30 protein-coding genes are annotated in these 25,765 nt (G+C 69.0%); 15 read left to right on the top strand and 15 right to left on the bottom strand.

Annotated features, from left to right (window positions below):
* Window positions 1–43 precede the first annotated feature (43 nt).
* On the top strand, window positions 44–325 hold the full coding sequence (locus EJI01_RS25110) for a hypothetical protein (protein ID WP_126839844.1): 282 nt from the start codon (window positions 44–46) through the stop codon (window positions 323–325).
* Window positions 326–328: 3 nt separating this feature from the next.
* Here EJI01_RS25110 and EJI01_RS25105 read toward each other — a convergent pair whose 3' ends face one another.
* The gene (locus EJI01_RS25105; RefSeq protein WP_126839843.1) at window positions 329–1,039 is read right to left on the bottom strand and encodes a Crp/Fnr family transcriptional regulator; all 711 of its coding nucleotides are present in this window, start codon (window positions 1,037–1,039) and stop codon (window positions 329–331) included.
* A 111-nt stretch (window positions 1,040–1,150) separates the two neighbouring features.
* On the opposite strand from EJI01_RS25105, the gene EJI01_RS25100 reads away from it, so the two are divergent.
* The 4 genes from EJI01_RS25100 to EJI01_RS25085 are packed head-to-tail and all read left to right on the top strand — an operon-like array spanning window position 1,151 to window position 5,906.
* The gene (locus EJI01_RS25100) at window positions 1,151–2,068 is read left to right on the top strand and encodes a 3-keto-5-aminohexanoate cleavage protein (protein WP_126839842.1); all 918 of its coding nucleotides are present in this window, start codon (window positions 1,151–1,153) and stop codon (window positions 2,066–2,068) included.
* A gap of 35 nt (window positions 2,069–2,103) precedes the next feature.
* Entirely contained in the window at window positions 2,104–3,096 is a 993-nt protein-coding gene (locus EJI01_RS25095; protein ID WP_126839841.1) for a Bug family tripartite tricarboxylate transporter substrate binding protein, read from the top strand.
* 12 nt (window positions 3,097–3,108) lie between these two features.
* A complete protein-coding gene (locus EJI01_RS25090; protein ID WP_260602671.1) occupies window positions 3,109–4,053 on the top strand; it encodes a 3-hydroxyacyl-CoA dehydrogenase NAD-binding domain-containing protein in 945 nt (314 codons plus the stop codon).
* A gap of 44 nt (window positions 4,054–4,097) precedes the next feature.
* The gene (locus tag EJI01_RS25085; protein ID WP_126839839.1) at window positions 4,098–5,906 is read left to right on the top strand and encodes a feruloyl-CoA synthase; all 1,809 of its coding nucleotides are present in this window, start codon (window positions 4,098–4,100) and stop codon (window positions 5,904–5,906) included.
* Window positions 5,907–5,912: 6 nt separating this feature from the next.
* Here EJI01_RS25085 and EJI01_RS25080 read toward each other — a convergent pair whose 3' ends face one another.
* The 4 genes from EJI01_RS25080 to EJI01_RS25065 form a co-directional block, all read right to left on the bottom strand.
* A complete protein-coding gene (locus EJI01_RS25080; protein WP_126839838.1) occupies window positions 5,913–6,662 on the bottom strand; it encodes a hypothetical protein in 750 nt (249 codons plus the stop codon).
* 127 nt (window positions 6,663–6,789) lie between these two features.
* Window positions 6,790–7,251 (bottom strand): DUF4259 domain-containing protein, encoded by a 462-nt coding sequence (locus tag EJI01_RS25075; protein WP_126839837.1) that lies wholly within the window; start codon window positions 7,249–7,251, stop codon window positions 6,790–6,792.
* A gap of 43 nt (window positions 7,252–7,294) precedes the next feature.
* Window positions 7,295–8,047, bottom strand: a complete 753-nt coding sequence (locus EJI01_RS25070; RefSeq protein ID WP_126839836.1) for a hypothetical protein — start codon at window positions 8,045–8,047, stop codon at window positions 7,295–7,297.
* A gap of 86 nt (window positions 8,048–8,133) precedes the next feature.
* Window positions 8,134–8,697 carry a carboxymuconolactone decarboxylase family protein gene (locus tag EJI01_RS25065; RefSeq protein ID WP_126839835.1) on the bottom strand — a complete coding sequence of 188 codons (564 nt, stop codon included), beginning with the start codon at window positions 8,695–8,697 and terminating at the stop codon, window positions 8,134–8,136.
* Window positions 8,698–8,797: 100 nt separating this feature from the next.
* Between EJI01_RS25065 and EJI01_RS25060 the strand changes: the two genes are divergently transcribed.
* Entirely contained in the window at window positions 8,798–9,118 is a 321-nt protein-coding gene (locus tag EJI01_RS25060; protein WP_126839834.1) for a winged helix-turn-helix transcriptional regulator, read from the top strand.
* Between the two features lie 44 nt (window positions 9,119–9,162).
* Window positions 9,163–10,134, top strand: a complete 972-nt coding sequence (locus EJI01_RS25055; protein ID WP_126839833.1) for a threo-3-hydroxy-L-aspartate ammonia-lyase — start codon at window positions 9,163–9,165, stop codon at window positions 10,132–10,134.
* A gap of 16 nt (window positions 10,135–10,150) precedes the next feature.
* On the opposite strand, the gene EJI01_RS25050 is transcribed toward EJI01_RS25055, so the two are convergent.
* Genes EJI01_RS25050 through EJI01_RS25040 form a run of 3 tightly spaced genes read right to left on the bottom strand, consistent with a single transcriptional unit; the run spans window position 10,151 to window position 14,844 of the window.
* Window positions 10,151–12,439 carry a LamG domain-containing protein gene (locus EJI01_RS25050; protein WP_126839832.1) on the bottom strand — a complete coding sequence of 763 codons (2,289 nt, stop codon included), beginning with the start codon at window positions 12,437–12,439 and terminating at the stop codon, window positions 10,151–10,153.
* Window positions 12,436–13,416, bottom strand: coding sequence for a Bug family tripartite tricarboxylate transporter substrate binding protein (locus tag EJI01_RS25045; RefSeq protein WP_126839831.1), 981 nt, complete (start codon window positions 13,414–13,416; stop codon window positions 12,436–12,438). The genes EJI01_RS25050 and EJI01_RS25045 overlap by 4 nt, the downstream gene beginning before the upstream one ends.
* A gap of 30 nt (window positions 13,417–13,446) precedes the next feature.
* A complete protein-coding gene (locus EJI01_RS25040; RefSeq protein ID WP_126839830.1) occupies window positions 13,447–14,844 on the bottom strand; it encodes an aspartate aminotransferase family protein in 1,398 nt (465 codons plus the stop codon).
* A 72-nt stretch (window positions 14,845–14,916) separates the two neighbouring features.
* On the opposite strand from EJI01_RS25040, the gene EJI01_RS25035 reads away from it, so the two are divergent.
* On the top strand, window positions 14,917–15,834 hold the full coding sequence (locus tag EJI01_RS25035) for a LysR family transcriptional regulator (protein WP_126839829.1): 918 nt from the start codon (window positions 14,917–14,919) through the stop codon (window positions 15,832–15,834).
* Window positions 15,835–15,837: 3 nt separating this feature from the next.
* Here EJI01_RS25035 and EJI01_RS25030 read toward each other — a convergent pair whose 3' ends face one another.
* A complete protein-coding gene (locus EJI01_RS25030; protein WP_126839828.1) occupies window positions 15,838–17,145 on the bottom strand; it encodes an AsmA-like C-terminal region-containing protein in 1,308 nt (435 codons plus the stop codon).
* Between the two features lie 104 nt (window positions 17,146–17,249).
* Here EJI01_RS25030 and EJI01_RS25025 point away from each other — a divergent pair, with 104 nt between their 5' ends.
* Together EJI01_RS25025 and EJI01_RS25020 are read left to right on the top strand one after the other, a co-directional pair.
* Window positions 17,250–17,666: a hotdog fold thioesterase gene (locus EJI01_RS25025; RefSeq protein ID WP_126839827.1), complete on the top strand. Its 417-nt coding sequence runs from the start codon at window positions 17,250–17,252 to the stop codon at window positions 17,664–17,666.
* 144 nt (window positions 17,667–17,810) lie between these two features.
* A complete protein-coding gene (locus tag EJI01_RS25020) occupies window positions 17,811–19,169 on the top strand; it encodes a solute carrier family 23 protein (protein ID WP_126839826.1) in 1,359 nt (452 codons plus the stop codon).
* Here the strand turns inward: EJI01_RS25020 and EJI01_RS25015 are convergent.
* Window positions 19,136–19,468 carry a hypothetical protein gene (locus EJI01_RS25015; protein ID WP_126839825.1) on the bottom strand — a complete coding sequence of 111 codons (333 nt, stop codon included), beginning with the start codon at window positions 19,466–19,468 and terminating at the stop codon, window positions 19,136–19,138. The genes EJI01_RS25020 and EJI01_RS25015 overlap by 34 nt on opposite strands.
* 208 nt (window positions 19,469–19,676) lie before the next feature.
* Between EJI01_RS25015 and minC the strand changes: the two genes are divergently transcribed.
* The 3 genes from minC (at window position 19,677) to minE (ending at window position 21,661) form a co-directional block, all read left to right on the top strand.
* Window positions 19,677–20,432, top strand: a complete 756-nt coding sequence (minC, locus tag EJI01_RS25010) for a septum site-determining protein MinC (RefSeq protein WP_126839824.1) — start codon at window positions 19,677–19,679, stop codon at window positions 20,430–20,432.
* A gap of 125 nt (window positions 20,433–20,557) precedes the next feature.
* Window positions 20,558–21,373 carry a septum site-determining protein MinD gene (gene minD, locus EJI01_RS25005; RefSeq protein WP_126839823.1) on the top strand — a complete coding sequence of 272 codons (816 nt, stop codon included), beginning with the start codon at window positions 20,558–20,560 and terminating at the stop codon, window positions 21,371–21,373.
* A gap of 3 nt (window positions 21,374–21,376) precedes the next feature.
* On the top strand, window positions 21,377–21,661 hold the full coding sequence (minE, locus tag EJI01_RS25000; RefSeq protein WP_126839822.1) for a cell division topological specificity factor MinE: 285 nt from the start codon (window positions 21,377–21,379) through the stop codon (window positions 21,659–21,661).
* Between the two features lie 15 nt (window positions 21,662–21,676).
* On the opposite strand, the gene EJI01_RS24995 is transcribed toward minE, so the two are convergent.
* Together EJI01_RS24995 and EJI01_RS24990 are read right to left on the bottom strand one after the other, a co-directional pair.
* Window positions 21,677–22,582, bottom strand: coding sequence for an alpha/beta hydrolase (locus EJI01_RS24995; protein WP_126839821.1), 906 nt, complete (start codon window positions 22,580–22,582; stop codon window positions 21,677–21,679).
* Window positions 22,583–22,767: 185 nt separating this feature from the next.
* A complete protein-coding gene (locus EJI01_RS24990) occupies window positions 22,768–23,370 on the bottom strand; it encodes a TetR/AcrR family transcriptional regulator (RefSeq protein WP_126839820.1) in 603 nt (200 codons plus the stop codon).
* A 98-nt stretch (window positions 23,371–23,468) separates the two neighbouring features.
* Here EJI01_RS24990 and phaP point away from each other — a divergent pair, with 98 nt between their 5' ends.
* Complete coding sequence (phaP, locus tag EJI01_RS24985) at window positions 23,469–23,957, top strand: TIGR01841 family phasin (protein WP_126839819.1); 489 nt, start codon at window positions 23,469–23,471, stop codon at window positions 23,955–23,957.
* Between the two features lie 107 nt (window positions 23,958–24,064).
* The gene (locus EJI01_RS24980) at window positions 24,065–24,307 is read left to right on the top strand and encodes a hypothetical protein (RefSeq protein WP_126839818.1); all 243 of its coding nucleotides are present in this window, start codon (window positions 24,065–24,067) and stop codon (window positions 24,305–24,307) included.
* A 4-nt stretch (window positions 24,308–24,311) separates the two neighbouring features.
* On the opposite strand, the gene EJI01_RS24975 is transcribed toward EJI01_RS24980, so the two are convergent.
* The 3 genes from EJI01_RS24975 to EJI01_RS24965 form a co-directional block, all read right to left on the bottom strand.
* Window positions 24,312–24,713: an RcnB family protein gene (locus EJI01_RS24975; protein WP_126839817.1), complete on the bottom strand. Its 402-nt coding sequence runs from the start codon at window positions 24,711–24,713 to the stop codon at window positions 24,312–24,314.
* 94 nt (window positions 24,714–24,807) lie between these two features.
* Window positions 24,808–25,161: a hypothetical protein gene (locus EJI01_RS24970; protein WP_260602670.1), complete on the bottom strand. Its 354-nt coding sequence runs from the start codon at window positions 25,159–25,161 to the stop codon at window positions 24,808–24,810.
* 26 nt (window positions 25,162–25,187) lie between these two features.
* Window positions 25,188–25,760, bottom strand: coding sequence for a cob(I)yrinic acid a,c-diamide adenosyltransferase (locus EJI01_RS24965; protein ID WP_126839816.1), 573 nt, complete (start codon window positions 25,758–25,760; stop codon window positions 25,188–25,190).
* Window positions 25,761–25,765: the final 5 nt, after the last annotated feature.

The raw sequence follows: 25,765 nt of genomic DNA, 5'->3' as shown, positions 1-25,765 counted from the left end.
GCGCCGCCGGGCCAGACTGGCGAGCATGAGAAAAGGACCGACGATGAAACATCTCGACATATCCGATGCGCAACGCGCCGAGCTTTCCGGCCGCAGTCTGTTGGCGATCAACTCCAAGGGCCAGGAAGTCCTGCACGGATTGAGTTTCGAGGAGTCGCAGTTCTTCGTCGACTGCGCGCGGCAGATGCCCGCCGGGAGCGCCGAGCTCGACCGCTACGCCGACCTGACCCACAAGCATGAAGCCGCGCGCTTCAAGATCGCATCGGTGGACGACGAGAGCACGGGCGAGGAAGACGGCCCGCCCCGCCTGCCGGGCAAGTTCTGAGCGCTACTCGACGAAGCGCCGCAGCCCTTCCAGATCGACCACGGTGATGCCGCCGTACTCGATGCGCAGCAGTCCCGCCTCGCGCAGCCGGTTGAGCGCGGCGTTGCAGCGCTGCCGCGAGAGGCCGGAGAGGTTGGCAATTTCTTCCTGCGAAGTCTGCAGGTGCACGTCGCTGCCCGGGTGCAGCCACGGATGGAACAGGCCTGCGAGCGCGCGCGCCACCTGGCTGTCGGCATCGAGCAGCCGGTGCGCCGCATAGTTGCCCATGAACCAGTGCAGCCGCTCGTTGATCTGGTTCAGCAGGAAGTGGTTGAAGCTCATCTGCGTGCGGTGCAGCCACTGGAAGGTGTCGAGCGGCAGCACCGCGACGCGGCTGTCGCGCAGCGCGATGATGTCGGCCGAGCGCGGCATGGCGCGCAGCAACGTGCCCTCGCCGAACCAGCTGCCGACCGAGAGGCCGCCGAAGGTGACGGAGCGGCCGTCGTTCGAGGTCATCGACCACTTGAGCAGGCCTTCGAGCGTGCCGTACCAGTGCAGCGGCGTGTCGCCGCGGCGGCACAGCGCGGCGCCGGCGGCCACCGGCTGCTCGCGCATGTCCTCGAGCACGCGCGCCTGCGCCGCCGCGTCCAGCCCGGGGAACCAGACCGATCGCTGCAGCAGCTCGGGAATCGACAAGGACGCCGGCGGTCTTTGGCTCGGCCTGGTGTGCTGCATCAACGCTCCTGCTGGCTGCGGCTCGTAAACCCTGATCTCAAATGTCATCGCAATGACTGCCGGGGCGGCAGCCGCCAAAAATAATAGCGCGCCATCCACAGGAGAACGCCCATGTCGAAGCGCAAGGTGATCGTGACCATCGCCCCCACGGGAGGCATGGCGCACAAGTCGCAGAACCCGCATCTTCCCACCCAGCCCGAGGAGATCGCGGCGGACGTGGTCGCCTGCTGGAAGGCCGGTGCCAGCGTGGCCGCGATCCATGCACGCCGGCCGGACGACGGCGCCACCTGCGACGCCGAGGTCTACCGCGACATCAACCGCCGCATACGCGCCGCTGGCTGCGACATCGTGATCAACAACTCCACCGGCGGCGGCGTGCACGGCGACATGATCAAGCCGCTGCCTGGGGGGCGCTGGGAGATCGCCTTCGACGAGCGCGTGAAAGGCATGGACGCCGGCGCCGAGATGTGCACGCTGGACGCGACCACGCTCAACCTCAGCTTCGAAGGCCGCGAGATCCTGATGGACACGCCGCTCACCAAGGGCCGCGAGCTCGCCGCCGGCATGAAGGCGCGCGGCATCAAGCCCGAGTGGGAGGTGTTCAGCCCCACCCACATCCTGCAGGACACCACCACGCTGATCGAGGAGGGCCTGGACGAAGCGCCCTACTTCATCAACCTGGTGATGAACGTGCACCGCAACTTCCAGAACGCGATGCCCTTCTCGCCGCGGCACTTGCAGATGATGGTCGACACGCTGCCCAAGGGCGCGATCTTCTGCGTCAGCGGCATCGGCCCCTCGCAGCTCGAGGCCAACATCAGCGCGCTGCTGCTGGGCGGCCATGCGCGCGTGGGCCTGGAAGACAACCTCTATTACCGTCACGGCGAGCTGGCGACCAACCTGCAGTTGACCGAACGCATCGTGCGCATCATTCGCGAGATGGACATGGAGCCGGCAACGCCGGCCGAGGCGCGCGACATGATGGGCCTGCCGCGCATCGGATTGCCGCGCCCCGAATTCGCCGTCTGAAGAACCGATCCAAAGAACTTTCGAGGAGACACACCATGACCGATCGCCGCCACTTCCTTCACACCCTGGGCGCCACCGCCGCGCTCGCCGCCCTGCACCCGCTGGCCGCGCTGGCCCAGACCATCGAGCAGGTGAAGATCCTCTACGGCTTCCCGGCCGGCAGCGCCGGCGACAGCGTGGCGCGCCGCGTCGGCGAAAAGCTCGCAGGCTCGGCCTTCACGCGCAACTCGGCGGTCGTCGAGAACAAGCCCGGCGCGGGCGGGCGCATCGCGCTGGAGGTGCTCAAGGGCGCGCCGGCCGACGGCAGCGTGCTTGCGCTCACGCCCTTCTCCTGCACCTCGATCTACCCGCACATCTACGGCAAGCTCAGCTACGACCCGGTCAAGGACCTCGCGCCGGTGTCGATCGCCGCCGTGATGCACCACGGCCTGGCGGTGGGCCCGCTGGTGCCTGCCAGTGTGAAGACCGTCAAGGACTTCCTCGCCTGGGCCAAGGCCAATCCCAACGAGGCCAGCTACGGGTCGCCCGCGGCCGGCTCGACGCCGCACTTCATCGGCGCGCTCCTGGGCATCAACAACGGCGTGGAGCTCCGACATGTGCCCTACCGCGGCTCGATTCCCGGGGTGACCGACGTGGTCGGCGGCCAGATCGCCGCGATGGTGACGCCCAGCGGCGACTTCATCGCCAACCACAAGGCCGGCAAGCTGCGCCTCCTCGCCACCTCCGGCAAGGCGCGCTCGCCCTTCTCGCCCGAGGTGCCGACTCTGGCGGAACAAGGCTTTGCCGAGCTGACGACCGAGGAGTGGTTCGGCTTCTACGCGCCGGCGAAGACGCCAACTGCGGTGATCGCCGCCGCGAACGCAGCCATCAACGCCGCGATCAAGGAAAAGGCCGTCGTCGACAGCCTGGCGGTGGTCGGCCTGATCGCCCAGGGCTCCACGGTCGAGGAGATGGCCCGCTCGCAGCGCGCCGAATTCGAGCGCTGGGGTCCGCTGGTCAAGAAGGTCGGCTTCACGGCCGAGTCCTGACGGATGGCGCACATGGACACGGCCATCACCCGCGTCGCGGTCGTCGGCACCGGCGTGATCGGCGCCAGCTGGGCGGCCTACTTCCTCGCCCATGGGCTCGACGTCCATGCCACCGATCCTTCGCCGGACGCCGAAGCGCGGCTGCGTGAAGCGGTGGCGCAGCACTGGCCGACGCTGCAGCGCTTCGGCCTGGCCGAAGGCGCATCGGTGGAGCGGCTGCGCTTCCATGCGACGCTGGAAGCCACGGTGCGCGACGCGGACTTCGTGCAGGAGAACGGCCCCGAGCGCCTGGACTTCAAGATCGATCTGTTCCGCCGCATGGACGCGGCCGCCAAGCCGCAGGCGATCCTCGCATCGAGCTCCTCGGGGTTGGCGATCAGCGGCGTGCAGTCCGGCTGCGCGCATCCCGAACGCGTAGTGCTGGGCCATCCCTTCAACCCGCCGCACCTGATTCCGCTGGTCGAGGTGATCGGCGGCACAGCCACGTCGCCCGCGACCATCCAACGCACGATGGCCTTCTATGCCGCGATCGGCAAGCGGCCGATTCACGTGAAGCGCGAGGTCAAGGGCCATATCGCGAACCGTCTGCAGGCCGCGCTGTGGCGCGAGGCCTTCCACCTGGTGGACCAGGGCGTGGCCTCGGTGGCCGACATCGATGCGGCCATCGCGCACGGCCCAGGCCTGCGCTGGGCCGTGATGGGCCCGTTCATGAACCTGCATCTCTCCGGCGGCGCCGGCGGCATCGCGCATGTGCTCGCGCACCTGGGCGGGCCGATCGAGGACTGGTGGAAGGATCTGGGTGCGCCGAGCATGACGGCAGAGCTCAAGCAACAGGTGACGGAGGGCGTGGCGGCGGAACTCGGCGAACGCCAGACCAGCGAGCTCGAAGCAGCGCGCGACACCTTGCTGTTGAACCTGATTCGCGCGAAAGCGGCATCCGGCACACTCGAAACATGAAGGCGCCCCGGCGGCGGCCGCCTACTCGCCATGGAGGCAACAGCATGACCAAGACCTTCTTCGACGACGAGCGCCAGCTCGCCCCGCCGCGCACCCTGCGCATCGACTTCGACGACGGCTCCTTCGCGCTGCGCTCGCCGGTTGCGCTCCGGCCTTATGCGCGCTGCATCGGCGAGTGGCTGGAGCGCTGGGCGCGCGAGACGCCCGACGCCCTGGCGCTGGCCGAGCGCGACGAGACCGGCGAGGGCTGGCGCCGGCTCGACTACCGCGCGCTGCGTCGCGCCGTCGGCGCCGTGGCGCAAGGCCTGCTCGACCTGGGCGTGCCGGCAGACAAGCCGGTGGTGATCCTCTCCGACAACGCGATCGACCATGCGGTGCTGATGCTCGCCGCCATGCACATCGGCCGCACCGCCTGCTCGCTCTCGAGCGCCTATTCGCGCATGGCGAAAGACCCGACGCGGCTGCACGGCATGCTGCGCGCGCTCGGGCCGGCGCTGGTCTATGCCTCGGATGCCAAGGTCTACGGCAGCGCGCTGGCGGGCTGCGGCCTCGACGCGCCGGCGGTGTTCAGCCGCAACGCCGACGCCCACCCGGGCGCACTCGGCTTCGCGCAGCTGCTGGCAACCGAGGAAACGCCGGCCGTCATGCAGGCCTTCGAGGCGATCCTGCCCGACACCCACGCCAAGTACCTGCTGACCTCGGGCTCCACCGGCAAGCCGAAGGTGGTGATCAACTCGCACCGCATGCTGTGCGCCAACCAGCAAATGATGGCGCAGACCTGGCGCTTCCTCGACCAGGAGCCGCCGGTGCTGGTCGACTGGCTGCCCTGGAGCCACACCTTCGGCGCCAACCACAACTTCAACATGGTGCTCTGCCACGGCGGCGCGCTCTACATCGACGAGGGCCGGCCGGCGCCGGGGCTGATCGAGAAGACGGTGCGCAATCTGCGCGAGGTGCGGCCGACGCTGCTTTTCAACGTGCCGCGCGGCTACGACATGCTGCTGCCCTTCCTCGAGGCGGACGACGCGCTCGCGGCCGAGGCCTTCTCGCGCCTGCGCCTGTGCTTCTACGCGGCGGCGGCGCTCGCGCCCTCGACCTGGCAGCGGCTCGAAGCGGTGGCGCGGCGCGCCCGGCCGACGCAGCCGCTGTGGCTCACCACCTCGTGGGGCGCGACCGAGACCTCACCCGCCATCACCTCGGCGCACTGGAAGCTCGACGGCGCCGGCTGCATCGGCGCGCCGCTGCCGGGGCTGGAGCTGAAGTTCGTTCCCAACGGCGACAAGCTGGAGATGCGGGTCAAGGGCGTCTCGGTGTTTCCCGGTTACCGCGATGCGCCGCGCGAAACCGCACAGGCCTTCGACGAGGAGGGCTACTACCGCATCGGCGACGCGGGCTACCTCGTCGATGCGGCGCGGCCCGAACGCGGCGTGATGTTCAACGGCCGCGTGGCCGAGGACTTCAAGCTCACCAGCGGGACTTGGGTTTCGGTCGGCACGCTGCGCGTCGATCTGGTCTCGCGCCTCGCGCCATTGGTGCAGGACATCGTGATCACCGGGCACGACCGCGACGCGGTCGGCATGCTGGTGTTCGCCAGCCCGCAGGGCGCCGCGCTGCCGCGCGAGGAGCTGACCGCCGCGCTGCGCCGCACGATGGCGGCGCTGCGCGATGCGGGCGCGGGCTCCTCGCAATGCCCGGTGCGCGCGCTGGTGCTCGCCAGCCCGCCCGACATCGATGCCGGCGAAATCACCGACAAGGGCTACATCAACCAGCGTGCGGTGCTGACGCGGCGCGCGGCCGAGGTCGAGCGGCTGCATGGCAGCGCAGGCGATCCGGAAGTGGTGCGCCTGGACTGAGGCGGCTCAGCCGAGCAACAGCGGGTTGCGCCGCGCTTCGTCGAGCCGGCGCTGCCGCAGCGGCTCCGCGCACTGCGTGCTGCGGCGGGCGGATGGTTGCGCGCACCTGTTGTTCGTGCAGACGGCGCGAAAGATGAAGTTCAGGCCGGCGCATTGGGCCAGCGGCCCCCACGCGCCGGCGCGCGCGAAGCTCGCAGGCGCCGCGGTGCGGCCCGGCGGCCGTGCCGATCTGCGCGGGGCTGCGGGCGCGGGCGTTGGCGTGGCATCGGCATCCTCGCGGACCAGGGCAGGTGCTTCGGGTTCCGGCGCCAGCGCCAGCGCCACTGCGGCCGTCGGCCCGAGGGGCGATGCCTGCACTGGCTTCCGGTCCGCCGAGGCGACACCCGCGTCGCGCGGCCCGAAGGCCGTGACGACCATGACCGGGATCACCACCGTCCACATGGCCAGCAAAGCAAAGCCGCGCAACGGCCTCCCCACGCTGGCGGCCTTCTTCGGCTCGTTGCCGGCGGGCAGCGCCACCAGGCGGTCGGCGAGGCGGCGGCGCCGTCGCTGCTCGTCCACCGCCAGTTGGGCGAACTGCCTGAGCTGTTCCTCCGTGGGGGCCGGACCGCCGCCCCGGAGAAAGCTTCCGAACGACTGGACGATGTCGGCCTGCACCGCCTCTCTCGCATTCGCCACGGCATTCATCGCGGTCAACTGCGCATTGATCGACGCTTCCGCAGTTCCGGTGCGCTTTGGATCGAGAGCCTCGGACATCTTTTCCTTTCAACAGAACGGCGACAAGCCATACGCATGGAATCAAATCCGAGCTTGGGCATTTATCTGTCGGACAGCGTCTGAAGTCGTTGTCTCGCTGGTAACCGTGCGTTAGCACGAGCGTCCTCTAGCGTTGCAGGCGCGCCGCGAGCCGGGCCAGATTGGACGCCCACTGGTTCGGCTTTTCTTCCTCCCATTGCTGGGCGAGCTCGGAGACGTTGCGGTCCGCGACACGGGCCAGGGCCTGCCTGGCGCGCGATGCAAGCGCCTGCAGCTCTTCGGGTCGCTTGCCGGCCAGGCAGGGCACCGCCCGTGCCTTCGATGCCGCGGTATCCGTTGCGATGGCAGCGGCAACCAGCTCGGCGACGGCGACTGCCGCAGCGCCGTCGTCCGCATCGACGTAGCTTGCGAAGAGCGCCATGTCCAGGGCCTCGGACGCGAGGCCTGGATGGGTCGAGCGCGCACATTCGGCCAGCCATTCCTGTGCGGCGTCGTTGTCGAAGGCGCCGTCGCCCCACGCTCCGGCGTGCGCCGCCAGCTTCATCGAAAGCGCAAGTGCGGCAAGAAACAAGTGCTTCGAACGGCTCACCGGGTCCACCTCATCGCAGCCGCCATGACTGCCGGCAGCAAGGCTACATCGACCAGCGCGCGCTGCCGGGGCGGCGCGTGGCCGGGCTCGAGAAGCTCTCCGGCAGCGCCAGCGATGCGGTGGTCATCCGGCTCGACTGAAGCACGGCCAGGTCGGTCTCCACTTCGAGAAAGCAGGCCAGCATCGCATTGACGCCCGGCGCGCGGCCGGCCTGGTCGCGCCAGTGCGGGAGCTCGTGGTCCATCTGGGTGCAGAGATCGTTCCAAGCCTCGGCCAGCGCGGCCCAGGGCACGACCGCGGGCTCGCTGACACGCCCCGCCAGCAGCAGGAGCGGCCGCCGCAGCGAGGGCGTCTGCTCCAGCAGCAGGCGGCAGCGGCGGAATTCGCTCGCGCTGCGCGGCAGGTCGAGCGCGGTACCCCCGTAGTGCGGCGGGCGAACGCCGGTCAAGAGCGTGAAGAGCGCCAGGCTCGACAGCCCCTGTTCGCCCGCCGCCAGCCAACGCACCGCATCCGGCTTGAGCCGGCGCGCGGCTCGGCCCAGCTGTGCGCGCACGCGTCCCATGGCAGCGGGCGCTTCCTGCTCGCGGATGCGCGCCAGCCCTTGCGGCGGTCCGAGGACGGCGGTGGCACCCAGCATGCGCGCCACGTCGGCATGCAGCACATCGATGTCGCTCGCCTCTCTCAAGAGCAGCAGCCAGTCGCGCAGCGGCATGTGGCCGTACACGATCCGGCAGCCTTCGCGCGACTGGATCCTGTAGTTCGGCTCGCCTGCGGCCGGCGTCTTCGTGGGGGTCATGCCGGTATATCGGCAGACCGGGGGCCAGCGAACAGGGCGGCGCCGGAAAAAATGCCGCGGGAGCGCTCACTCCGGGTTCCTCCCGCTCACCAGCGCGCCGCCCACGTCTCCAGCGGCACGCGCGCCGCGTTGCAGACATAGCTGATCGCGTGGTACCAGCCGGCGAGCATCAGCAGTTCGATGAGCTGCGGCGGCGTCCATTGCGCCGACAACGACTGCCACAGCGCGTCGTCGACATCGGCCTTGTCGTGCAGCGCATCCACCATCTGCAACAGCAGCCGGTCGCGCGGTGCAAGCACTTCGAGGTCGGCGACGGCCGAGACGATGGCCTCACGCTCGCGTTCGCCCAGCCCCGCAGCCTGGGCGAACGCCGCCCAATGCACGCCCCACTCGTACTCCGCGCCGCAGCGCGCGCACACGCGCAGGATGACGATCTCCCGATCGCGCAGCGCAAGGCTTGCCTTGCGGCCCAGCAGGTAGCCGCCCCATGGCATCGATCGTTCGGCAAGCATCGGGTTGATCGCCAGCACCCGGAAGAGCGCCAGGATTTCCGGCGCATCGGGCGGCGTCATCTTTTTCAGCAGCGCACCGAGCGCTTCCGGATGGGGCGGCGCAAGCGGTGCGATGCGTGGTTCGGACAGGGTCGTCATTGGCGATTCCTCTGGCTAGAATGACTGCACTTCGCTACGGAATTCGTAGCGACAGAGTGCAGTCTATCGCTACGGATTTCGTAGCGCAATCACCTTCAGCATGAACGCCAAGTCCTCCGATGCCCTCCCCGTCGCGGCCCGGCGCCCGATCATGGCGCTGCTCGAGCAGCTCGGCCGCAAGGGCACATTGCGCATCCTCTGGGAGTTGCGCGACGGCGCGCCGCAGAGCTTCCGGTTGCTGCAGACGAATGCGGGCGAGATGTCGCCCTCGGTCCTGAACGACCGCCTCAAGGAACTGCGCGCGCTGAACATCGTCGAGCTGGCCGAGCTCGGCTATGCGCTGACCGAATCGGGCGTCGAGCTGGTGAAGCGCCTGAAGCCGCTCAACCAGTGGGCAGACCGTTGGTTCGCCGAGCTTTGATAATTTGTCCAGGTATAGATAATCTGTCCACATCGAGGAACGCCATGTCTGAAACCCTGAAGCTGCCCACCTTCGAAGACGTCGCCGCCGCTGCCGCGCGCATCGAAGGCCACGCCCATCGCACGCCGGTGCTGCGCTCGCGCACAGCCGACGAGGAATTCGGTGCCGAGATCTTCTTCAAGTGCGAGAACCTGCAGCGCATGGGCGCCTTCAAGTTCCGCGGCGCCTTCAATGCGCTCGCGAAGTTCGACGAGCGCCAGCGCCGGGCCGGCGTGGTGGCCTTCTCCTCGGGCAATCATGCGCAGGCCATCGCGCTCGCCGCGCGCATCCTCGGCATGCCCGCGACCATCGTGATGCCGCACGACGCACCGGCGGCCAAGGTGGCCGCCACCAAGGGCTACGGCGGCCAGGTCGTCATCTACGACCGCTACCGGGACGACCGCGAGCAGATCGGCCGCGACTTGGCCGAGAAGCACGGCCTGACGCTGATCCCGCCCTACGACCATCCCGACGTGATCGCGGGCCAGGGCACGGCGGCGAAGGAACTGTACGAGGAGGTGGGGCCGCTCGATGCCTTCTTCGCCCCCATGGGCGGCGGCGGCCTGCTCTCGGGCTCGGCGCTCGCCGCGCGCGCGCTTTCGCCGCAATGCAAGATCTACGGCGTGGAGCCGGAAGCGGGCAACGACGGGCAGCAGTCTTTTCGCAGCGGCGAGATCGTCCACATCGACACGCCGAAGACCATCGCGGACGGCGCGCAGACGCAGCACCTGGGCCAGCACACCTTCCCCATCATCCGGCGCGAGGTCGACGCTGTATTCACGGCGAGCGACGCGCAGCTGGTCGAGGCCATGCGCTTCTTCGCCTCGCGCATGAAGCTGGTGGTGGAGCCCACCGGCTGCCTGGGCTTTGCGGCCGCGCGCGAGATGAAGGCGCAGCTGCGCGGCAAGCGCATCGGCGTGCTGCTGAGCGGCGGCAACGTCGACGTGGAGCGCTTCGGGGCCCTGCTCGCGGGTTGAGCCTCGGGCCTGCGCTCTACTCGGGCTCTACGCCGAAGCGCCACAGCACGTTCTTCAGCAGCTTGCCGAAATTCGGGTCGCTGCCCAATACCCAGGCTGCGCCGACCGCACCGGCGTGGAACACGCGCCCGCCCTGAGGCCGCTCCCAGTAAATCATCTCGGCCGAAAGGCCGTCGAGCGACTCGGTCAGGTTCGAGAAGCAGTCGAGGTAGGCGTCGAGCCGGCCGGGCACGCGCCGGATGCCTTGGGCGATGACCTCGATGCCTTCCTGCGGCACCGGCAGCGCAGCGCCCGGTGGCATGCGCTTCGTCATGCGCGCGAGCGTGGCGATCGTGAGGTCCCATTCGTGGCCGATCGCGCGCGGCAGCCCACCGCCCGGCGCATGGCCGAAGGTCTGGCCCCTGGCCAGGCCCAGCGGGTGCGGCTCGTTGAAGAGCGCATGCGCGGGCTGCGCCACGTGGTAGACGCCGAAGTCCTCGCTGTCGGCGAAGGCCCAGCCCGCGGTTTCGAGCCCGATGATGTCGGCCGCCGCCCGGCCCGAGGCCCTGAGCCGCCCGCCGCGCGCCCAGTCCTGGCCGTGGTACTGCTCGCCGAAGGGGCCGGCCGGCGGGCCCACCGGCGGCACCGTTTCGTCATGGTCGGGGCCGTTGACCTTGCGCTGCTCCATGACCGTGAAGTCCTCGTCGTAGCTCACGCGCAGGTACATGGTGTTGCCCGAGAGCACGATCGCGCTGCCGCCGCGGCAGAGGTAGTCGTCGAGCCCGTCGACAGCGGGCAGCGACCAGTATTCGCTGTGGCCGTTGACGAACACGGTCTTGTAGCGCGAGAGGAGCGCCGGATCGCGGTGCAGGTCGATGTCGCCGATCACGTCGAAGTCATAGCCCTCGCGCGCGAGCCAGGCGTGCAGGCGCCGCTCGAGCCGCGTCCACTGGCTGAAGCCGCTGCCCTCGGGGTCGTAGAGCGCGTTGGGGCTGGCGTTGGGCCAGGGCATGCGCAGGCCGACCTGGTAGCAGGGCTGGCCGGCGCGGTGGTAGGTGTAGCTGCTGTAGGCCGGTGCTTCCGGATGGCAGTTCTCGAGGCCGGCCGCGCGGCGCGGCCACACAGGATCGTCGACCACGTTCTTCGCAAAGGGCGTGCTCGCATAGGCCAGCCAGCTGTTGACGGCGCACAGCACGAGGATCGGCGCCGGCGCCGCATGCGCGGGCTTGCGCACGATGAACGTGATGTCGTAGTCGGCCTCGCGGCCGTCGAGCTCGTAGCGGATGCGGCACACATAGACGCCCGACTTCGCGTCCGCGGGAATGCGGAATTCGTGCGTCGCCTCCCAGCGGCAATCGTAGAGATCGTCGCTCGCGAAGCGCAGGCCGTGCCCGCGCGTCGGATCGGCAAAGGGGTCGTAGCGCGACTCGGCGTCTTCTCTGGGCCCCACCTTGGCCGGCTCGAAGGCGGGGCCGACGATCATCCAGGTGCCGTGGTTGACGATGCAGCCGGTGCGCTGATGGCCGCTCGCATCGGCCACCTGCGCGCCACGCTCCTCGCGCAGCGGCCAGCAGGCCAGCACCGAGCGGCCGGACGCCACCGTGAGTCCGCGCTGCGCGTGGCGCTCGGCGATCTCTTCGGCTGCCAGCGCGCGACCGTGGATCGCCGGCATGACCAGATCGGCTTCGAGAAAAACGTCGGCCAGACCGTCGACACCGCTCGCGCCTATTCGCAACGGTGCGGGACCGGGCCGGACTTCCTGCACCGCATCCCATTGCCCGACTTGCTGGCCATCGATCCAGAGCGCCGCGACGCGGCCGTTCCACGTGGCGGCCACATGCTGCCAGCGCCGCGCAGCGAGCCGGCCGTGCGCCTGCTGTGCCTCGGCGCGGAAGACCCGGCCGTCGCCGAGGTAGAAGCCGAGCGCTCCGCCTTCCTCGATGAAAAGGCCCCAGCCGCAGCGGGCGGGAAAGTCGTACTGGGCGATCAAGGTCTGGCGCGCTGCGACGCTCCAGGGCTTGACCCAGCACTCCAGGGTCAGGCCGGAGAGCGGCAGCATCGCATCCAGCCCCTTCTCGACCAAGACATAGGAGCCGGGGTGGATCGGCTGCACGCGCGCGGGCGACGGCGCGAAGGCATGCAGCACCAGGTCGTCGCTGCGCCCTTCCACATCGCTGCCGAGCCGGCAGACCGAGAGCCGGTAGCCCCGGTCGCTGCTGATGTGGAAGCGCACCAGCTCGCCGGCGGCCGCGCTCTTGCAGTCGGCATAGCCATGGACGCCGGGCAGGCGCAGGGACTTGTGCGGCGGGATCGGCGCGCGCGTCATTCCGAGCTGAAGCCCGAGGCCTTGACCACCGGACCCCAGCGCTTGAGATCGTCGGCAATGAGCCTGGTCAGCTCCTCCGGCGTGCTCGGGCTCGGATCGCTGCTGAGCTTCTGCAGGCGCTCTTGCACCTCCTTGTTGGCAAGCGCCTTGCCCAGCGCCGCATGCAGCTGGTCGACGATGGGCCGCGGCGTGCCGGCGGGCACGAAGAGGCCGGTCCATTCAAGGTTGTCGAAGTGCGGCTGGCCCAGTTCCTTGAGCGTGGGCACATCGGGCAGGAGCGAGGCGCGCCTGGCGCCGTTGACAGCGAGCACCTTGAGCTTGCCGCTTTGCTGGTGCGCGACCAGGTCCGCGATCGGCATGATGCCGGCCGCGATCTGATTGCCAAGCAGGTCCTGCACCAGCGGCGCCGCGCCGCGATAAGGCGCCGCCACCAGGCTGGCCTTGGCCTCGCTGCCGAGGCGGAAACCCATGAACTGCGCGACGCTGCCGGGTGCGGGCACGCCGTAGCTCGCCTTCGACGTATCGGTGCGTGCGAGCTCCAGCCATTGCTGCACGTTCTGCACCGGCAGCGCGGTCGGCACGGCGATGCCCTCGTAGAAACTTGCGATGCGACCGACGGCGTGAAAGTCCTTCACCGGGTCGTAGCGCACCGACTTCGAGGTCAGCGGCAGCATCACCATCATGTGCATGTTGGCCAGCAGCACCGTGAGGCCGTCGGGCGGCGCGGCGCGCACGTAGTCGGCCGCGATCTGGCCACCGGCGCCGGTGCGGTTGTCGATCACCACCGTGGTGCCGAGCTCGGCCGCGAGCTTGTCGGCCAGCGTGCGCGCCTGCACGTCGGCCGAGCCGCCGGCCGGGTAGCCGACGATGAGCTTCAGCGGTCCCTTGGTGGTGGCGATCTGCGCGGGCGCGGCAGCGGCGAAGGCGAAGGTCGCGCAGGCGAGCGCTGTCTTCAGGAGAACGGCATGGAGCTTCATCGAGGGCCTTTCAGGCAAGGAGGTGGGAAATCAAGCGAGGCCCTTGCGCGCGATCTCGTCGGCGAGATCGCGCAGGGACTTCTCGAGCAGGTCGGCGAGCTCGTCGAGCTCCGGCTCGGTGATCGTGAGCGGCGGCGTGATCATCTGGAAATCGCCGAAGGCGCCCAGGTTGGCGCGCCGGTTGTAGAGCGCGATGCCGTGCTTCAAGCCGTGCTCGGTGAGCCGCGCGGGCGCGTTGAAGGCCACTGGCAGCTGGCGCCGCGTCGGCTTGTCGGCCACGATCTCGATCGCGGTCAGCAAACCCTTGCCGCGCACGTCGCCGACGATGGGCGAACGCGCAGCGAGTTCGTTGAGCCGCGCCATCAGGTACTCGCCCCTGTCGCGCGCCCGCACGACCAGGTCCTGCCGGACCACTTCGTCGACCACCGCATGCGCGACCGCGCAGGAAAGCGGATTGGTGAAGTAGGTGTGGCCGTGCACGAAGCCGCCGCTGGCGGCCACGGCATCGACGATGCGGTCGGGCGCGAGCAGGCAGCCCAGCGGCGTGTAGCCGGCGGCCAGGCCCTTGGCCAAGGTCACGAGATCGGGCCGCGCCGCGGGCCAGTGGTGCGCGGCGAGGAAGGCGCCGGTGCGGCCGGCGCCGCTCATGATCTCGTCGTAGATGACCAGCACGCCGTGGCGGTCGCAGATCTGGCGCACGCGCTCGAAGTAGGCCGCCGAGGACACCACCGCGCCGGTCGAGAGCCCGCCGATCGGTTCGAGGATGAAGGCCAGCACGGTCTGCGGACCTTCGCGCAGGATGGTCTGCTCGAGGTCGTCGGCGCAGGTCATCGCGTGCGACTCGACGGTGTGTCCTTCCGGCACGCGGTAGGACAGCGGCGCCGCGACCTTCGGCATCGTGCGGACCATCGGCCCATATAGATTCAGCGTGTTGGCGTCGCCGGTGACCGCGAGCGCGCCCAGCGTGGAGCCGTGATAGCTCGGATTGCGCGAAATCACCTTGGCGCGGCTCGCCTGGCCCCTGATCACCGCGTACTGCCGCGCGAGCTTGATCGCGGCCTCGTTGGCTTCCGACCCGCCGGAGACGAAGAAGGCGCGGTCGAAGCCCTCGCCGGCGAGCGCGCAGACGCGGTCGGCCAGCGCGATGTTGTGCTCGCTCTCGAAGAAGCGCGGATAGGCGAAGCTGACCTTGGCCGCCTGCTCGGTCATCGCGGCCAGCACGCGCGGGTTGCCGTGGCCGATGTTGGCGACCACCGCGCCGGCGGTGGCGTCCAAGTAGCGCTTGCCGTCGGCGTCCCACAGGAAGATGCCTTCGCCGCGCGCGATGCAGGGCGGGCGCGGCGCGCCCTTGGGCGCATAGAAGCCGAGGACGGTGCCGCCCTGCGGCGTGTCGCCCACGAGGCGTGCGGTGGAGATCTGGATGCTCATGCTGCGGAAGATACGGAGAGACCGGCCGTGGCGGTAGACGTATGGAACGATGAAGTGCTATACGTGCTACGCATGAAGACCACGCACGACAGGCTGGACCTGCTCGACACTTTCCTGCGCATCGGCGACACCGGCTCGCTCAGCAAGGCGGCCCGCCTGCTCGGCACCACGCAACCGACGGTGAGTCGCCGCCTGCTGGAGCTCGAACGCCTGCTGGGCTGCAAGCTCGCGATCCGCACAACCGCGAGCTTCTCGCTCACCGACGAAGGCCGCTCGCTGCTGGCCGAGGCGCACGACTTGACCGATCGCTGGTCCGGGTTGTCGAGCCGGCTCTCGGGCGCGCAGAGCCGACCCGAGGGCACGCTGCGCGTGATCGGCCCTTCGGGCTACGGCACCGGTTTCCTGACCGATGCAGTGACCGATCTGCGCGCCGCGCATCCCGCCCTGCGCATCGAACTCACGCTGACCGATCGCGTGGTCGACCTCGCGGCTTCGGGCGCGGAGTGCTGGGTCTGCGTCGGCGAGGTGCGCGACCCGGGGCTCGTGAGTCGCCAGCTTGGCTCAATGGAGCGCGTGCTGCTCGCCACGCCGGCGCTGCTCAAGCGCCTGGGGCCGGTGACGCTGGCGCGGCTGCCCTCGCTGCCCTGCGTCGGACTGCTGCCCTACGTGATGGGCAGCGTGCGCCTGCTCGACAAGGCCGGCCGCTCGCGCATCGTGGCGCTGGACACCCCGATCCGCACCGACAGCCTGCTGTCGAGCTACCGCGCCATCCTCAACGGCGCGGGCATAGGCGCTGCGGCGCCGTGGATGTGCCAGGACGACCTGCAGGCCGGCCGGCTCAAGCGGGTGCTGCCGCAATGGTGGCTGGAGCCGGTCGGCATCCACGTCGCATTGCCGCCAGGGATTTATAGACCCGCACGCGTGACCGCCTTCATCGAAGCGCTCAAGCGGCGCATGTATGCGCTGCCCGGCTTCCGACCAGCGCCCTGAGCCTCAGCGCGCCTTCTGCGGCGGCTTCCTCTTCTTCTCTTCGTCCTCGCCGCCGAACAGCTTTTCCACCTGCTGCCCGATGCGCGCGCCGATCGCGGTGCCGACGCCCGGCAGCACGGCCGTGCCCACCGCGGCGCCGGCCAGCGCGCCGCCGGTCAGCGAGAGCTCGGGGTTGTCGAGCGTGCCGGCCAGCTTGAAGGGCACGCCGACCACGCCGTCGACCAGGTCGATCGCTGCCTCGCCGTTCAGGCGCCGGTTCAACACCGTGGCGCTGCCGCTCGCGGTGAGCAGGCCGGAGCGCGCCTGCAGGCCGGTGTAGCGAAGCGTGATGCCGTCCTCGCCGGATTGGGTGTCGAGGGTGCCCGTGAGTTCGTCGAACACGGTCTGCCCGCTGCGGTCCGCGCCCGCGGTGCTGACTGCCTTCGCGAGATCGAAGCCCTTCAAGGTCGCGGGCCTGACCGTGAATCGGGTGCGCGTGTGCAGCCGGCGCACCATCTCACCGACGTTGTCGCCTTCGGTCTCGAGCTCGGTCCGGCCGTCGATCCTGCCTTCGACCGCGTTGCGCCGCGCAAAGGCGCCGACCAGCCCGGCGATGTCCACGCCCTTCGGCGCCAGCTGGGCCGTGAGCCGCATCCGGCCCTGGTCGAGCGTCCGCAGCGCCGCCTCGCCGTTCCACGTGCCGCCGCCCACATCGATCTTCACGCGCCAGCGGTCCTGTTCGCCCTCGCGTTCGACGCGCATCCTGGCGGCGGGCGATGCGCCGCGCCGAGACACTTCGGCCTCGCTCGGGCGCCAGCCGCGGCCGAAGCGCAGGTCGGCGTCGTAGGCCAGCGCAATGCCGCGGCGGTCGATCCACGTCACATCGCGCAGCCGCAGGTGGTCGAGCGGAATTTCCGCCGGGCTCCATGCGCCGGCCAGCGCCGTGGCCGCGTCGCTCCACTGCCAGCGCCCGCGAAAGGCGCGCACCGAGGTGCGCGGCAGCACGGCGCCTTCGACCTCGACGGCGTCGATCGCGATCTTGCGGTTCCACAACGCGGCGAGCTGCGGCCGCACGACGACGCGCCGCACGGTGATCGGGCGCTCCTGCGCGGTCGCGAGATCGCTCAGCACCACCACCGGGATCGGTCGCAGCGACCAGTGCGCCGCGCCGATGCGCAGGCCGATACCGGAGGCCTTCTCGAAGCGCTGGCTGATCTCGGCCGCGAGCGCCTCGTCGCTCGGCAGCAGCCGCCAGGCCAGGAGGGCCAGGCCGCCGAACAGCAACAGCACGGCGACGGCGATCCCGCTGATCCATCTTCCAGTGCGCGTCATATTGAAAGCTTATGCCGTACAAGCTCGGCCGCCGTGTCGGCCAGGGGCCCGTCGTGTCCAGACCAGTCGCTATAGTTTTGGCCACATCGACTGGAGAATGCCGCATGCCCATCTGGAAAAAAGAGATCTCGATCGAGGAACTGACCCGCAGCCATATCGACACCGCCGTCGCGACGCTGGGCGTGGAGTTCCTCGAGGTCGGCGACGATTTCATTCGCGCCCGCGTGCCGGTGGACAAGCGCACGCGCCAGCCCTACGGCATCCTGCACGGCGGCGTGTCGGTGGTGCTGGCCGAGACGCTGGGCTCCTGCGGCGCCCACTACTCGGCGCCCGAGGGCGAGCGCTGCGTGGGGCTGGACATCAACGCCAACCACATCAAGGCCACGACGTCGGGCTGGGTCACCGGCACCGCACGGCCGGTGCACCGCGGCCGCAGCACGCAGGTGTGGCAGATCGACATGACCAACGACGCCGGCGAGCTGACCTGCGTTTCGCGCATCACCATGGCTGTACTTAGGTAAACCCCGAGGCTGCGCGCACTTCGTGTCGCTACGCCAACCCCCTTGCAGGGGGCAACACCTGCGGCCCGGCAAAGCCGTTCCGAGGTGTTCCTGGAACAGAGCCCGTTTCGAACGCAGATCACAACAACCGAGGAGAAGAAAACAATGAGCGATTCCTACCTTCCCCGCTGGCGCGAGGTCGCTGCCGGCAGCACCGCCGTGGTGGCGCCCGAGGAGCGCCTGCCCTGGCCGCAGACGGTCGCGATGGGCGTGCAGCATGTGATCGCGATGTTCGGCGCCACGGTGCTGGCGCCGATCCTCATGGGCTTCAATCCCAACATCGCGATCCTGATGAGCGGCGTCGGCACGCTGATCTTCTTCGTCGTCACCGGCGGCCGGGTGCCGAGCTACCTGGGTTCGAGCTTCGCCTTCATCGGCGTGGTGATCGCGGCCACGGGCTATGCCGGCCAGGGGCCGAACGCCAATCTGGGCGTGGCGCTGGGCGGCATCATCGCCTGCGGCCTGGTCTACACGCTGATCGGCATCCTGGTCGCGCTCACCAACGAACGGCACCACAAGACGGCGCCGATGCGCGGCGTCGAGGTCGAGGAGATCGAGCAGGACGTCGCGGTGCATTGGATCGAGCGGCTGATGCCGCCGGTGGTCACGGGCGCCGTGGTGGCGGTGATCGGGCTCAACCTGGCGAGCGTGCCGATCAAGAACATGGCGCCGACCGGTTTCGACACCTGGATCCAGGCGTTGACCTTTCTTTGCGTGGGCCTGATCGCGGTCTACACGCGCGGCATGGTGCAGCGCCTGCTGATCCTCATGGGGCTGATCGCCGCGAGCGTGATCTATGCGGTGCTGACCAACGGCCTGGGGCTGGGCAAGCCGATCGACTTGACGGCGCTCGGCGCGGCGCCATGGTTCGGCCTGCCGAAGTTTGCGGCGCCGGTCTTCGATGTCAACGCGATGCTGCTGATCGCGCCGGTGGCTGTGATCCTGGTGGCCGAGAACCTGGGCCACATCAAGGCCGTGAGCGCGATGACGGGGCGCGACCTCAATCCGTATCTCGGCCGCGCCTTCATCGGCGACGGCATCGCGACCATGGTGAGCGGCGCGGCCGGCGGCACCGGCGTCACGACCTATGCGGAAAACATCGGCGTGATGGCGGCCACCAAGATCTACTCGACCGCGATGTTCGTGGTCGCCGCGCTGATCGCGCTGCTCTTGGGCTTCAGCCCCAAGTTCGGCGCGCTGATCCAGGCCATCCCGCTGCCGGTGATGGGCGGCGTGAGCATCGTGGTCTTCGGCCTGATCGCGATCGCGGGCGCGAAGATCTGGGTCGACAACAAGGTCGACTTCTCGCAGAACAAGAACCTGATCGTGGCCGCGATCACGCTGATCATCGGCACCGGCGATTTCACGCTGAAGTTCGGCCAGTTCGCGCTCGGCGGCATCGGCACGGCGACCTTCGGCGCGATCCTGCTCTACGCGCTGTTGAGCCGCTCGCGCCAGGCTTGAGCCCGCCGGCGCGGCAAGGCGCGCGATCGGTAGATGCTCTCGATGCGCGCCATGAGTTCGCGGAACAGCCCCATCGGATCCTCCACCATGCGCGCCACCGGATAGCTGCCGAGCGCGAAACCGGCAAAGGAGATCTGGACGCGGTCGAAGTACAGGAAGAGGCCCTCGCCCGCGTCCTGCAGGCAGCGCTCCGCGGTTTCGAAGAAGTCGTCGCGCGGAAGCACGCCCTCCGCCGCCGCGCCGAGGCTGTAAGTGTAGAGATCAGGCTGAACCGACCGGATATCGAGGATGGGTTGCATGGCAGGAAGTGCGCATCGCGCCGTTTACAAAGCGGGCCAGTCTGCGAAGAGATCTCCGGCGCCCGTGTAGGAATGGGGCGCACCTTCATGAGCGCGAAGATGCAACGTGGTGCAAGAGATGTTGTGCCGCGTGTTCTTTCGCCGACCTGGCGGCAGCCTGCGGCCTGCTCCCCGTTAGACTCCAACGCTTTTCGCACCAACGTTTTCCATGGCCGATGCTTCCGCCGCGCGCAACAAGGCGGTATTCGAATTCAAGAGCGCGACGCTGCCGCTGATCGCCGTGATCCTCAAGACGGCCGAACTCGGCGTTCTGGCCGAGGCACTCGACGTGCAACTGGCCGATTCACCCGACTTCTTCGACCAGGAGCCGGTCGTCATCGACCTTTCCCAGCTCCAAGAGGACCAAGCAGGCGCCGCCATCGACTTTGCAGCGCTGCGTGCGTTGCTGGCGCGCCACCAGACGCAGCCGATCGCGGTGCGCGGCGGCAACGATGTCCAGAATGCGGCGGCGCGTGCCGCCGGCCTGTCGCTGGCCGCGATGCCGGTGACGCCGACTCCCCGCCCGAGCGCCCCGCCGGCCGAAGCGCCCAGCGAGGCGCCGCAGATCGTGCGCGAAGTACCGGTACCGGCCAACGGCACGCTGGTGATCGACAAGCCCCTGCGTTCCGGCCAGCAGGTGTATGCGCGCGGCGGCGACGTGGTCGTGACGGCCGTGGTGAGCTTCGGCGCCGAAGTGATCGCGGACGGCAACGTCCACGTCTACGCACCGCTGCGCGGCAAGGCGATCGCCGGCGCGCGCGGCAACACCGAGGCGCGCATCTTCACGACCTGCATGGAAGCGCAGCTGGTGGCGATCGCGGGCATCTACCGCACGGCGGAGGTCGCGCTGCCGGCGGACATCGCCGGCAAGCCGGCACAGATCTCGCTCGACGGAAAAAAGATCGTGATGAGCGCGATTGCATGAACCCCTCGGCTTGCCGCTTCGTGTGCTTCGCTAACCCTCCGAGGGGAGGCGCGGACCGCCTTGGGGCGGCCCGGCGGCGGCCGCCTGCGCGTGATAACTGAACAACTGAGCAAAGAAGGAACGGAATGGCCAAGATTGTGGTGGTGACCTCGGGCAAGGGCGGCGTCGGCAAGACGACCACGAGCGCGAGCTTTGCATCGGGGCTCGCGCTCGCGGGCAAGAAGACGGCCGTGATCGACTTCGACGTCGGCCTGCGCAACCTGGACCTGATCATGGGCTGCGAACGGCGCGTGGTGTACGACCTGATCAACGTGATCCAGGGCGAGGCCAACTTGAGCCAGGCGCTCATCAAGGACAAGCAGTGCGACAACCTGTTCGTGCTGGCCGCCTCGCAGACGCGCGACAAGGACGCGCTCACGCAGGAAGGCGTCGAGAAGATCCTCAAGGAGCTGGCCGAACAGGGCTTCGACTTCATCGTCTGCGACTCGCCCGCGGGCATCGAGACCGGCGCGCTGATGGCGATGCACTTCGCCGACGAGGCGCTGATCGTGACCAACCCCGAGGTCTCGTCGGTGCGCGACTCCGACCGCATCCTGGGCATGCTGGGCTCCAAGACCAAGCGCGCCAAGGAAGGCGGCGAGCCGATCAAGGAGCACCTCCTGATCACGCGCTACAACCCGAACCGCGTGGCCGGCGGCCAGATGCTGTCGCTGGAAGACATCCAGGACATCCTGCGCATCAAGCTGCTCGGCGTGATCCCCGAATCCGAGAGCGTGCTGCAGGCCTCCAACCAGGGCGTGCCCGCGATCCATGACAAGGAGACCGACGTGGCGCAGGCCTACAGCGACGTGGTGGCGCGCTTCCTCGGGGAAGACAAGCCGATGCGCTTCGTCGATGCCGAGAAGCCGAGCTTCTTCAAGCGCTTCTTCGGCGGGAGGTAAGCAATGTCCTTTTTCTCGTTCCTCCTGGGCGAAAAGAAGAAGACGGCAAGCGTCGCCAAGGAGCGGCTGCAGATCATTCTTGCGCACGAGCGCAGCGCCCTGAGCGGCAAGCGCCGGCCCGACTATCTGCCCGAACTGCAGCGCGAGCTGATCGCGGTGATCTCGAAGTACGTGTCGATCAAGGCCGAGGACATCAAGGTCCACCTCGAGAAGCAGGACGACCTCGAGGTGCTCGAGGTCAAGATCGAGCTGCCCGATGCGGCAGCGGCTGCGCTCGCGGCGCGCTGACCTGTCGCGCGGCCCTCACGGCCGCAGGATGAACGCGACCACTTCCTGCAGCACCGACGGCTCCTTCAGGATGCGCCGGTGGCCCAGGCCCTCGGTCGCGATCAGCCGCGCGCCCGCGATCGCGTCGCGGTAGGCCACGCCGTCCGCAAAGCGGTTGACGCGGTCCTCGCGGTCGTGCACCACCAGCGTCGGCAGCTGGATGCGCGGGCCGACGGCCGGCGGCTCCAGGTGCGGCATCAGGATGCCCTCGCGCGCCTCGACCCGCCGCTGCATCGCGGCGCGCGTGCGCTCGCTGAGACCGAACACGTGTGCGAAGTAGCGCGTGAACGCATGCGGCGACGCCGGCGGCGCCAGCAGCACCAGGCTTTGCGCGGGCAGGCCGCGACTTGCCGCATAGGCCAGCGCATTGGCACCCAGCGAGTGCGCCGCCACCGCCTGAATGCTGGCCCCCTGCTGCACCAGCCGCGCCGCCACGTAGTCGATGGCGCGTGCGAACTGCGGCAGGTTGCTGGCCGTGCCCGCGCTGCGGCCATGGGCCGGCATCTCGAGCAGCACCGGCGTGAAGCCCTCGGCCGCCACAGCCTGGGCGAGCGCCAGCATCTGGCCCGCATGGCCGCCCCAGCCATGCACCAGCAGCACCCGCGGCGTGTCGGCGGCCATCACGACGGGCATGTAGAGGCTCAGGCTCGCGTCCTCGAAGGCCCAAGCCTCGCGCCGCCAATCCGCACCCGGGCCATGGCGCCGGTTCGCCCATTTGAGCGGCAGCGGCGTGCCGAAAAGCCTATAGGCGGCGCGAACCCCCAGGGCGGGCCAGGCGCGTTGTGCCGTGCCCAGCGCGACGCGCAACGCGCGCATCGCGAGGCTGGCGCCGTAGTAATTGGAGGCGGCGGCGTTCGCGCCGGTGCTGATGGTGGATTCCATGTTCAGTACCAGACCCAGTCTTCGTTGCTGCGGGGGAGGCTGCGCAGGGTATCGACAAAGGAGCGGATGCCGAGCCCGGCCAGGCAGGCTCCAAGGAAGAGAAAGGCGATCAACATGAGGCTCTCCTTTATCGCACGATTGTGCGAAATCTAGACGAAGGAAGGGGAAGGCAAAGAAACATGGGTTCAGGCCCGGTAGCTGGCGACCAGCCGCTGCCAGGTCAGCATGGCGCGGTCGGCGGCACGCGTATCGCGCAGGAAGCGCGCGTCGTGCAGCAGGGCCATGATCAGGCCGTTGATCTCGCTGACGAGCTGCGCGGGGTCGGTGTCGGCCTTGAGCTCGCCGGTTTCGACCGCCTGCAGCACCGTGCGCCGCAGGGCGGCGCGCCAGCGGGTCACTTCTTCCAGCAGCAGGTCGCGCAGCTCGCCTTCGCGGTCGTCGAGCTCGAAGGCGCCCGCCGTGTAGATGCAGCCGGTTTCGATCTCCACGTCGCGCGTGCGCACGATCCAGCGCGAGACGATCTCGTCGAGGCGCGCGAGGCCCTTGGGCTTTTGCATCGCGGGCACGAAGACATCCGCCAGGAAGCGGCGGCCGAATTCCTCGATCACCGCCTTCTGCAGCGCCTCGCGCGAACCCACGCGCGAGAACACCCCGCTCTTGGACAAGCCCAGCCGCGTGGCCACCGCCTGCAGCGTGATGGCCTCCAGGCCTTCGGCCGAGGCGAGATCCATCGCTGCACCGACGATGGCGGTGCGGGTCATCTCGCTTTTCTGGGTCTTGGCGTCCATGCGCGCAATTTAGCACATTCGTCCGAAATTGCAAACGCTTCCACGGAACCGTGATGTGGGCGTATCGTGGCAGCCCCAACCACAGAACGGAGACACCCATGGCAACCAGCAGCAAGTCGAGCAGCGCCGCCGCCAAGAAAGCGCGCCCCACGGCGACGGACGACGTCCAGGATGCTTTCATCAAGCCGCTCAAGGGCATGGCCGAGCGCTTGCAGACCCTTCCGCTGGCGGGCGCCGCGGGCGCCATCGTCGAGAGCGGTCGCAAGGACCTGCAGGCGCTGGTGCAGGCCAACGAGAAGTCCTACCAGGGACTGCAGGCGGTGGTGCAGCGCCAGACCGAGATGCTCAAGGCGTCGATCGTCGAATGGCAGGGCGCGGTGAAGGGCATGTCGCCCACCGAGCCGCGCGAGAACCTTGCCAAGCTCGATGCCATGGGCAAGGCCGCCTTCAAGCAGGCGCTCGACGACATCCGCGAACTGTCGGAGCTGGCGGCCAAGTCGCAGGCCGAGGCCTTCGACATCGTGAGCGAACGCATCCGGTCCAACGTGGACGAGGTCAGCAAGCTGCTGCAGCCCAAGCGCAAATGATGCCCGGCCGGCGTCCCTATGGCCTGATCCGAGAAAAAGGTCCGTGACGCTTCACACAGGAAGCGTACATTGGCCCCATTCCTCAGCGATCGGAAAAAGAACCAGCCATGGCATCGACTTCCATTCCAACACGCACTTCTGCAGCCGATGAGACTGCGGCCCGGGAACGACTGCGGCAGGGGCTGCCCGCCACGGTCGATCTGTTGACTCAGCGCCAGGCCGATCGGATCGACGACAAGGACATCGACGCCTACGTGAAACTGAACTGGCTCGAATGGCATGGCGGCGGCCTGCGCCTGACCATCACCGGGCGCAACGTGTGCGCCCAGATGGCGCCGACCGCCGTCTGAAGCCTTATTGGCCGGCGATGATCTGCGCGATCAGGCCGGTGGCGATGGCGGCCAGCACGTAGTCGCCGCCGACGCCGACCCACTGGTAGCCGCGCGGCGGCTGTTGCAGACGATGGCCACGCCAGTCGCCGACCACGTAGTTGCGGCCGCGATATTCGCGCGGCACGTAGCCGCCGCGGCGCCATTCGGCACGCGGATGGGCATAGCCGTGGCGGTCGAAATGGCGGCCGTCCCTGAAGTCCTGGCGAGCACCGTGGCGGTCGAAATGGCGCTGCTGCTGCTGCTGGTAGTGCTGCTGGCCCCGGCGATCGTCGCGGTCGAACCGGCGATCCTGCGCAAAGGCGCTGCCTGCCATGCACATCGCGAGCGCCGCTGCGGCCACGGCCATGCTCTTGGACTTGATCATCTTGGAACTCCTTCGCGTTGATGAGGAGTTCAGTGTCGGCGGCCCATGTGTCGCGCACACGCGATGCGTGTAGGCGCGAGGTAAAGCAAAGCTGCTACGGCGCGCTGCCCTGCGGCCCGACCGGCGGCGGCGCGGCATGGCCGCCGCCGAGCTTGCGCCCGAAGGCCTCGCCCACCCTGCGCACCGGCTGGCTTGCGCGCTCCGACACGTTGTTGACACCACGCTCGGTGGCGCTGCCCGCGCGGTCGATGCCGCGGCCGGTGGCATCGGCGCCGCGCTCGATGCCGCCGAGGACCTTACTGTCGCGCGGCGGGGTTTTCAGGGTGTTGGCACGCTGCGCCTTCGGTGGGTTGTCGGCGCTCTGCGCCGGCGCGGCAGCCGGCAGCGCGAGCATGGCCGCGAACATCAGCGCGGCGATCCGCGCGGGAAAACGGGGTTCGATGGACATGGTTCGGGCTCCGGGAGTTCAAGTCGTCATTCTTCACCGGCAGCGGCACGGGCCATGCGCTCGCTCTTCCAGTACACGTCGTCGCCGCCGTCGACGCGGTTGAGCACACGCGCAAGCACGAACAGCAGATCGCTCAGGCGGTTGAGGTACTGGCGCGGCGCATCGTTGAGTTCGGCTTCCGCGCCGAGCGCGACGACCGCGCGCTCGGCGCGCCGCGCGACCGTGCGGCACACGTGCGCCTGCGAGGCAGCGCGGGTGCCGGCCGGCAGGATGAACTCGGCCAGGCGCGGCAGCGCCGCATTGTGCTCGGCCAGCGCGTTGTCGAGCTGCAGCAGCGCATCGGCCCTGAGCAGCGCGTAGCCGGGCATCGAGAGCTCGCCGCCGAGATTGAAGAGCTGGTGCTGCACGTCGACCAGCAGCTCGCGCACGGGCGCCGGCATCGGCTCGCACAGCAGCACGCCGATGTGCGAGTTGAGTTCATCCACGTCGCCCATCGCGTGCACGCGCAGGTGGTCCTTGGGCACGCGCGTGTTGTCGCCGAGGCCGGTGGTGCCGTCGTCGCCGGTGCGCGTGGCGATCTGGGTGAGTCGATTGCCCATGTCGG

The organism is Variovorax sp. MHTC-1 (genome assembly GCF_003984645.1).
Lineage (GTDB): Bacteria > Pseudomonadota > Gammaproteobacteria > Burkholderiales > Burkholderiaceae_C > Variovorax.
The sequence above is the reverse complement of the archived record's forward strand: the minus strand, read 5'-3'. Positions and strand labels throughout refer to the sequence as shown.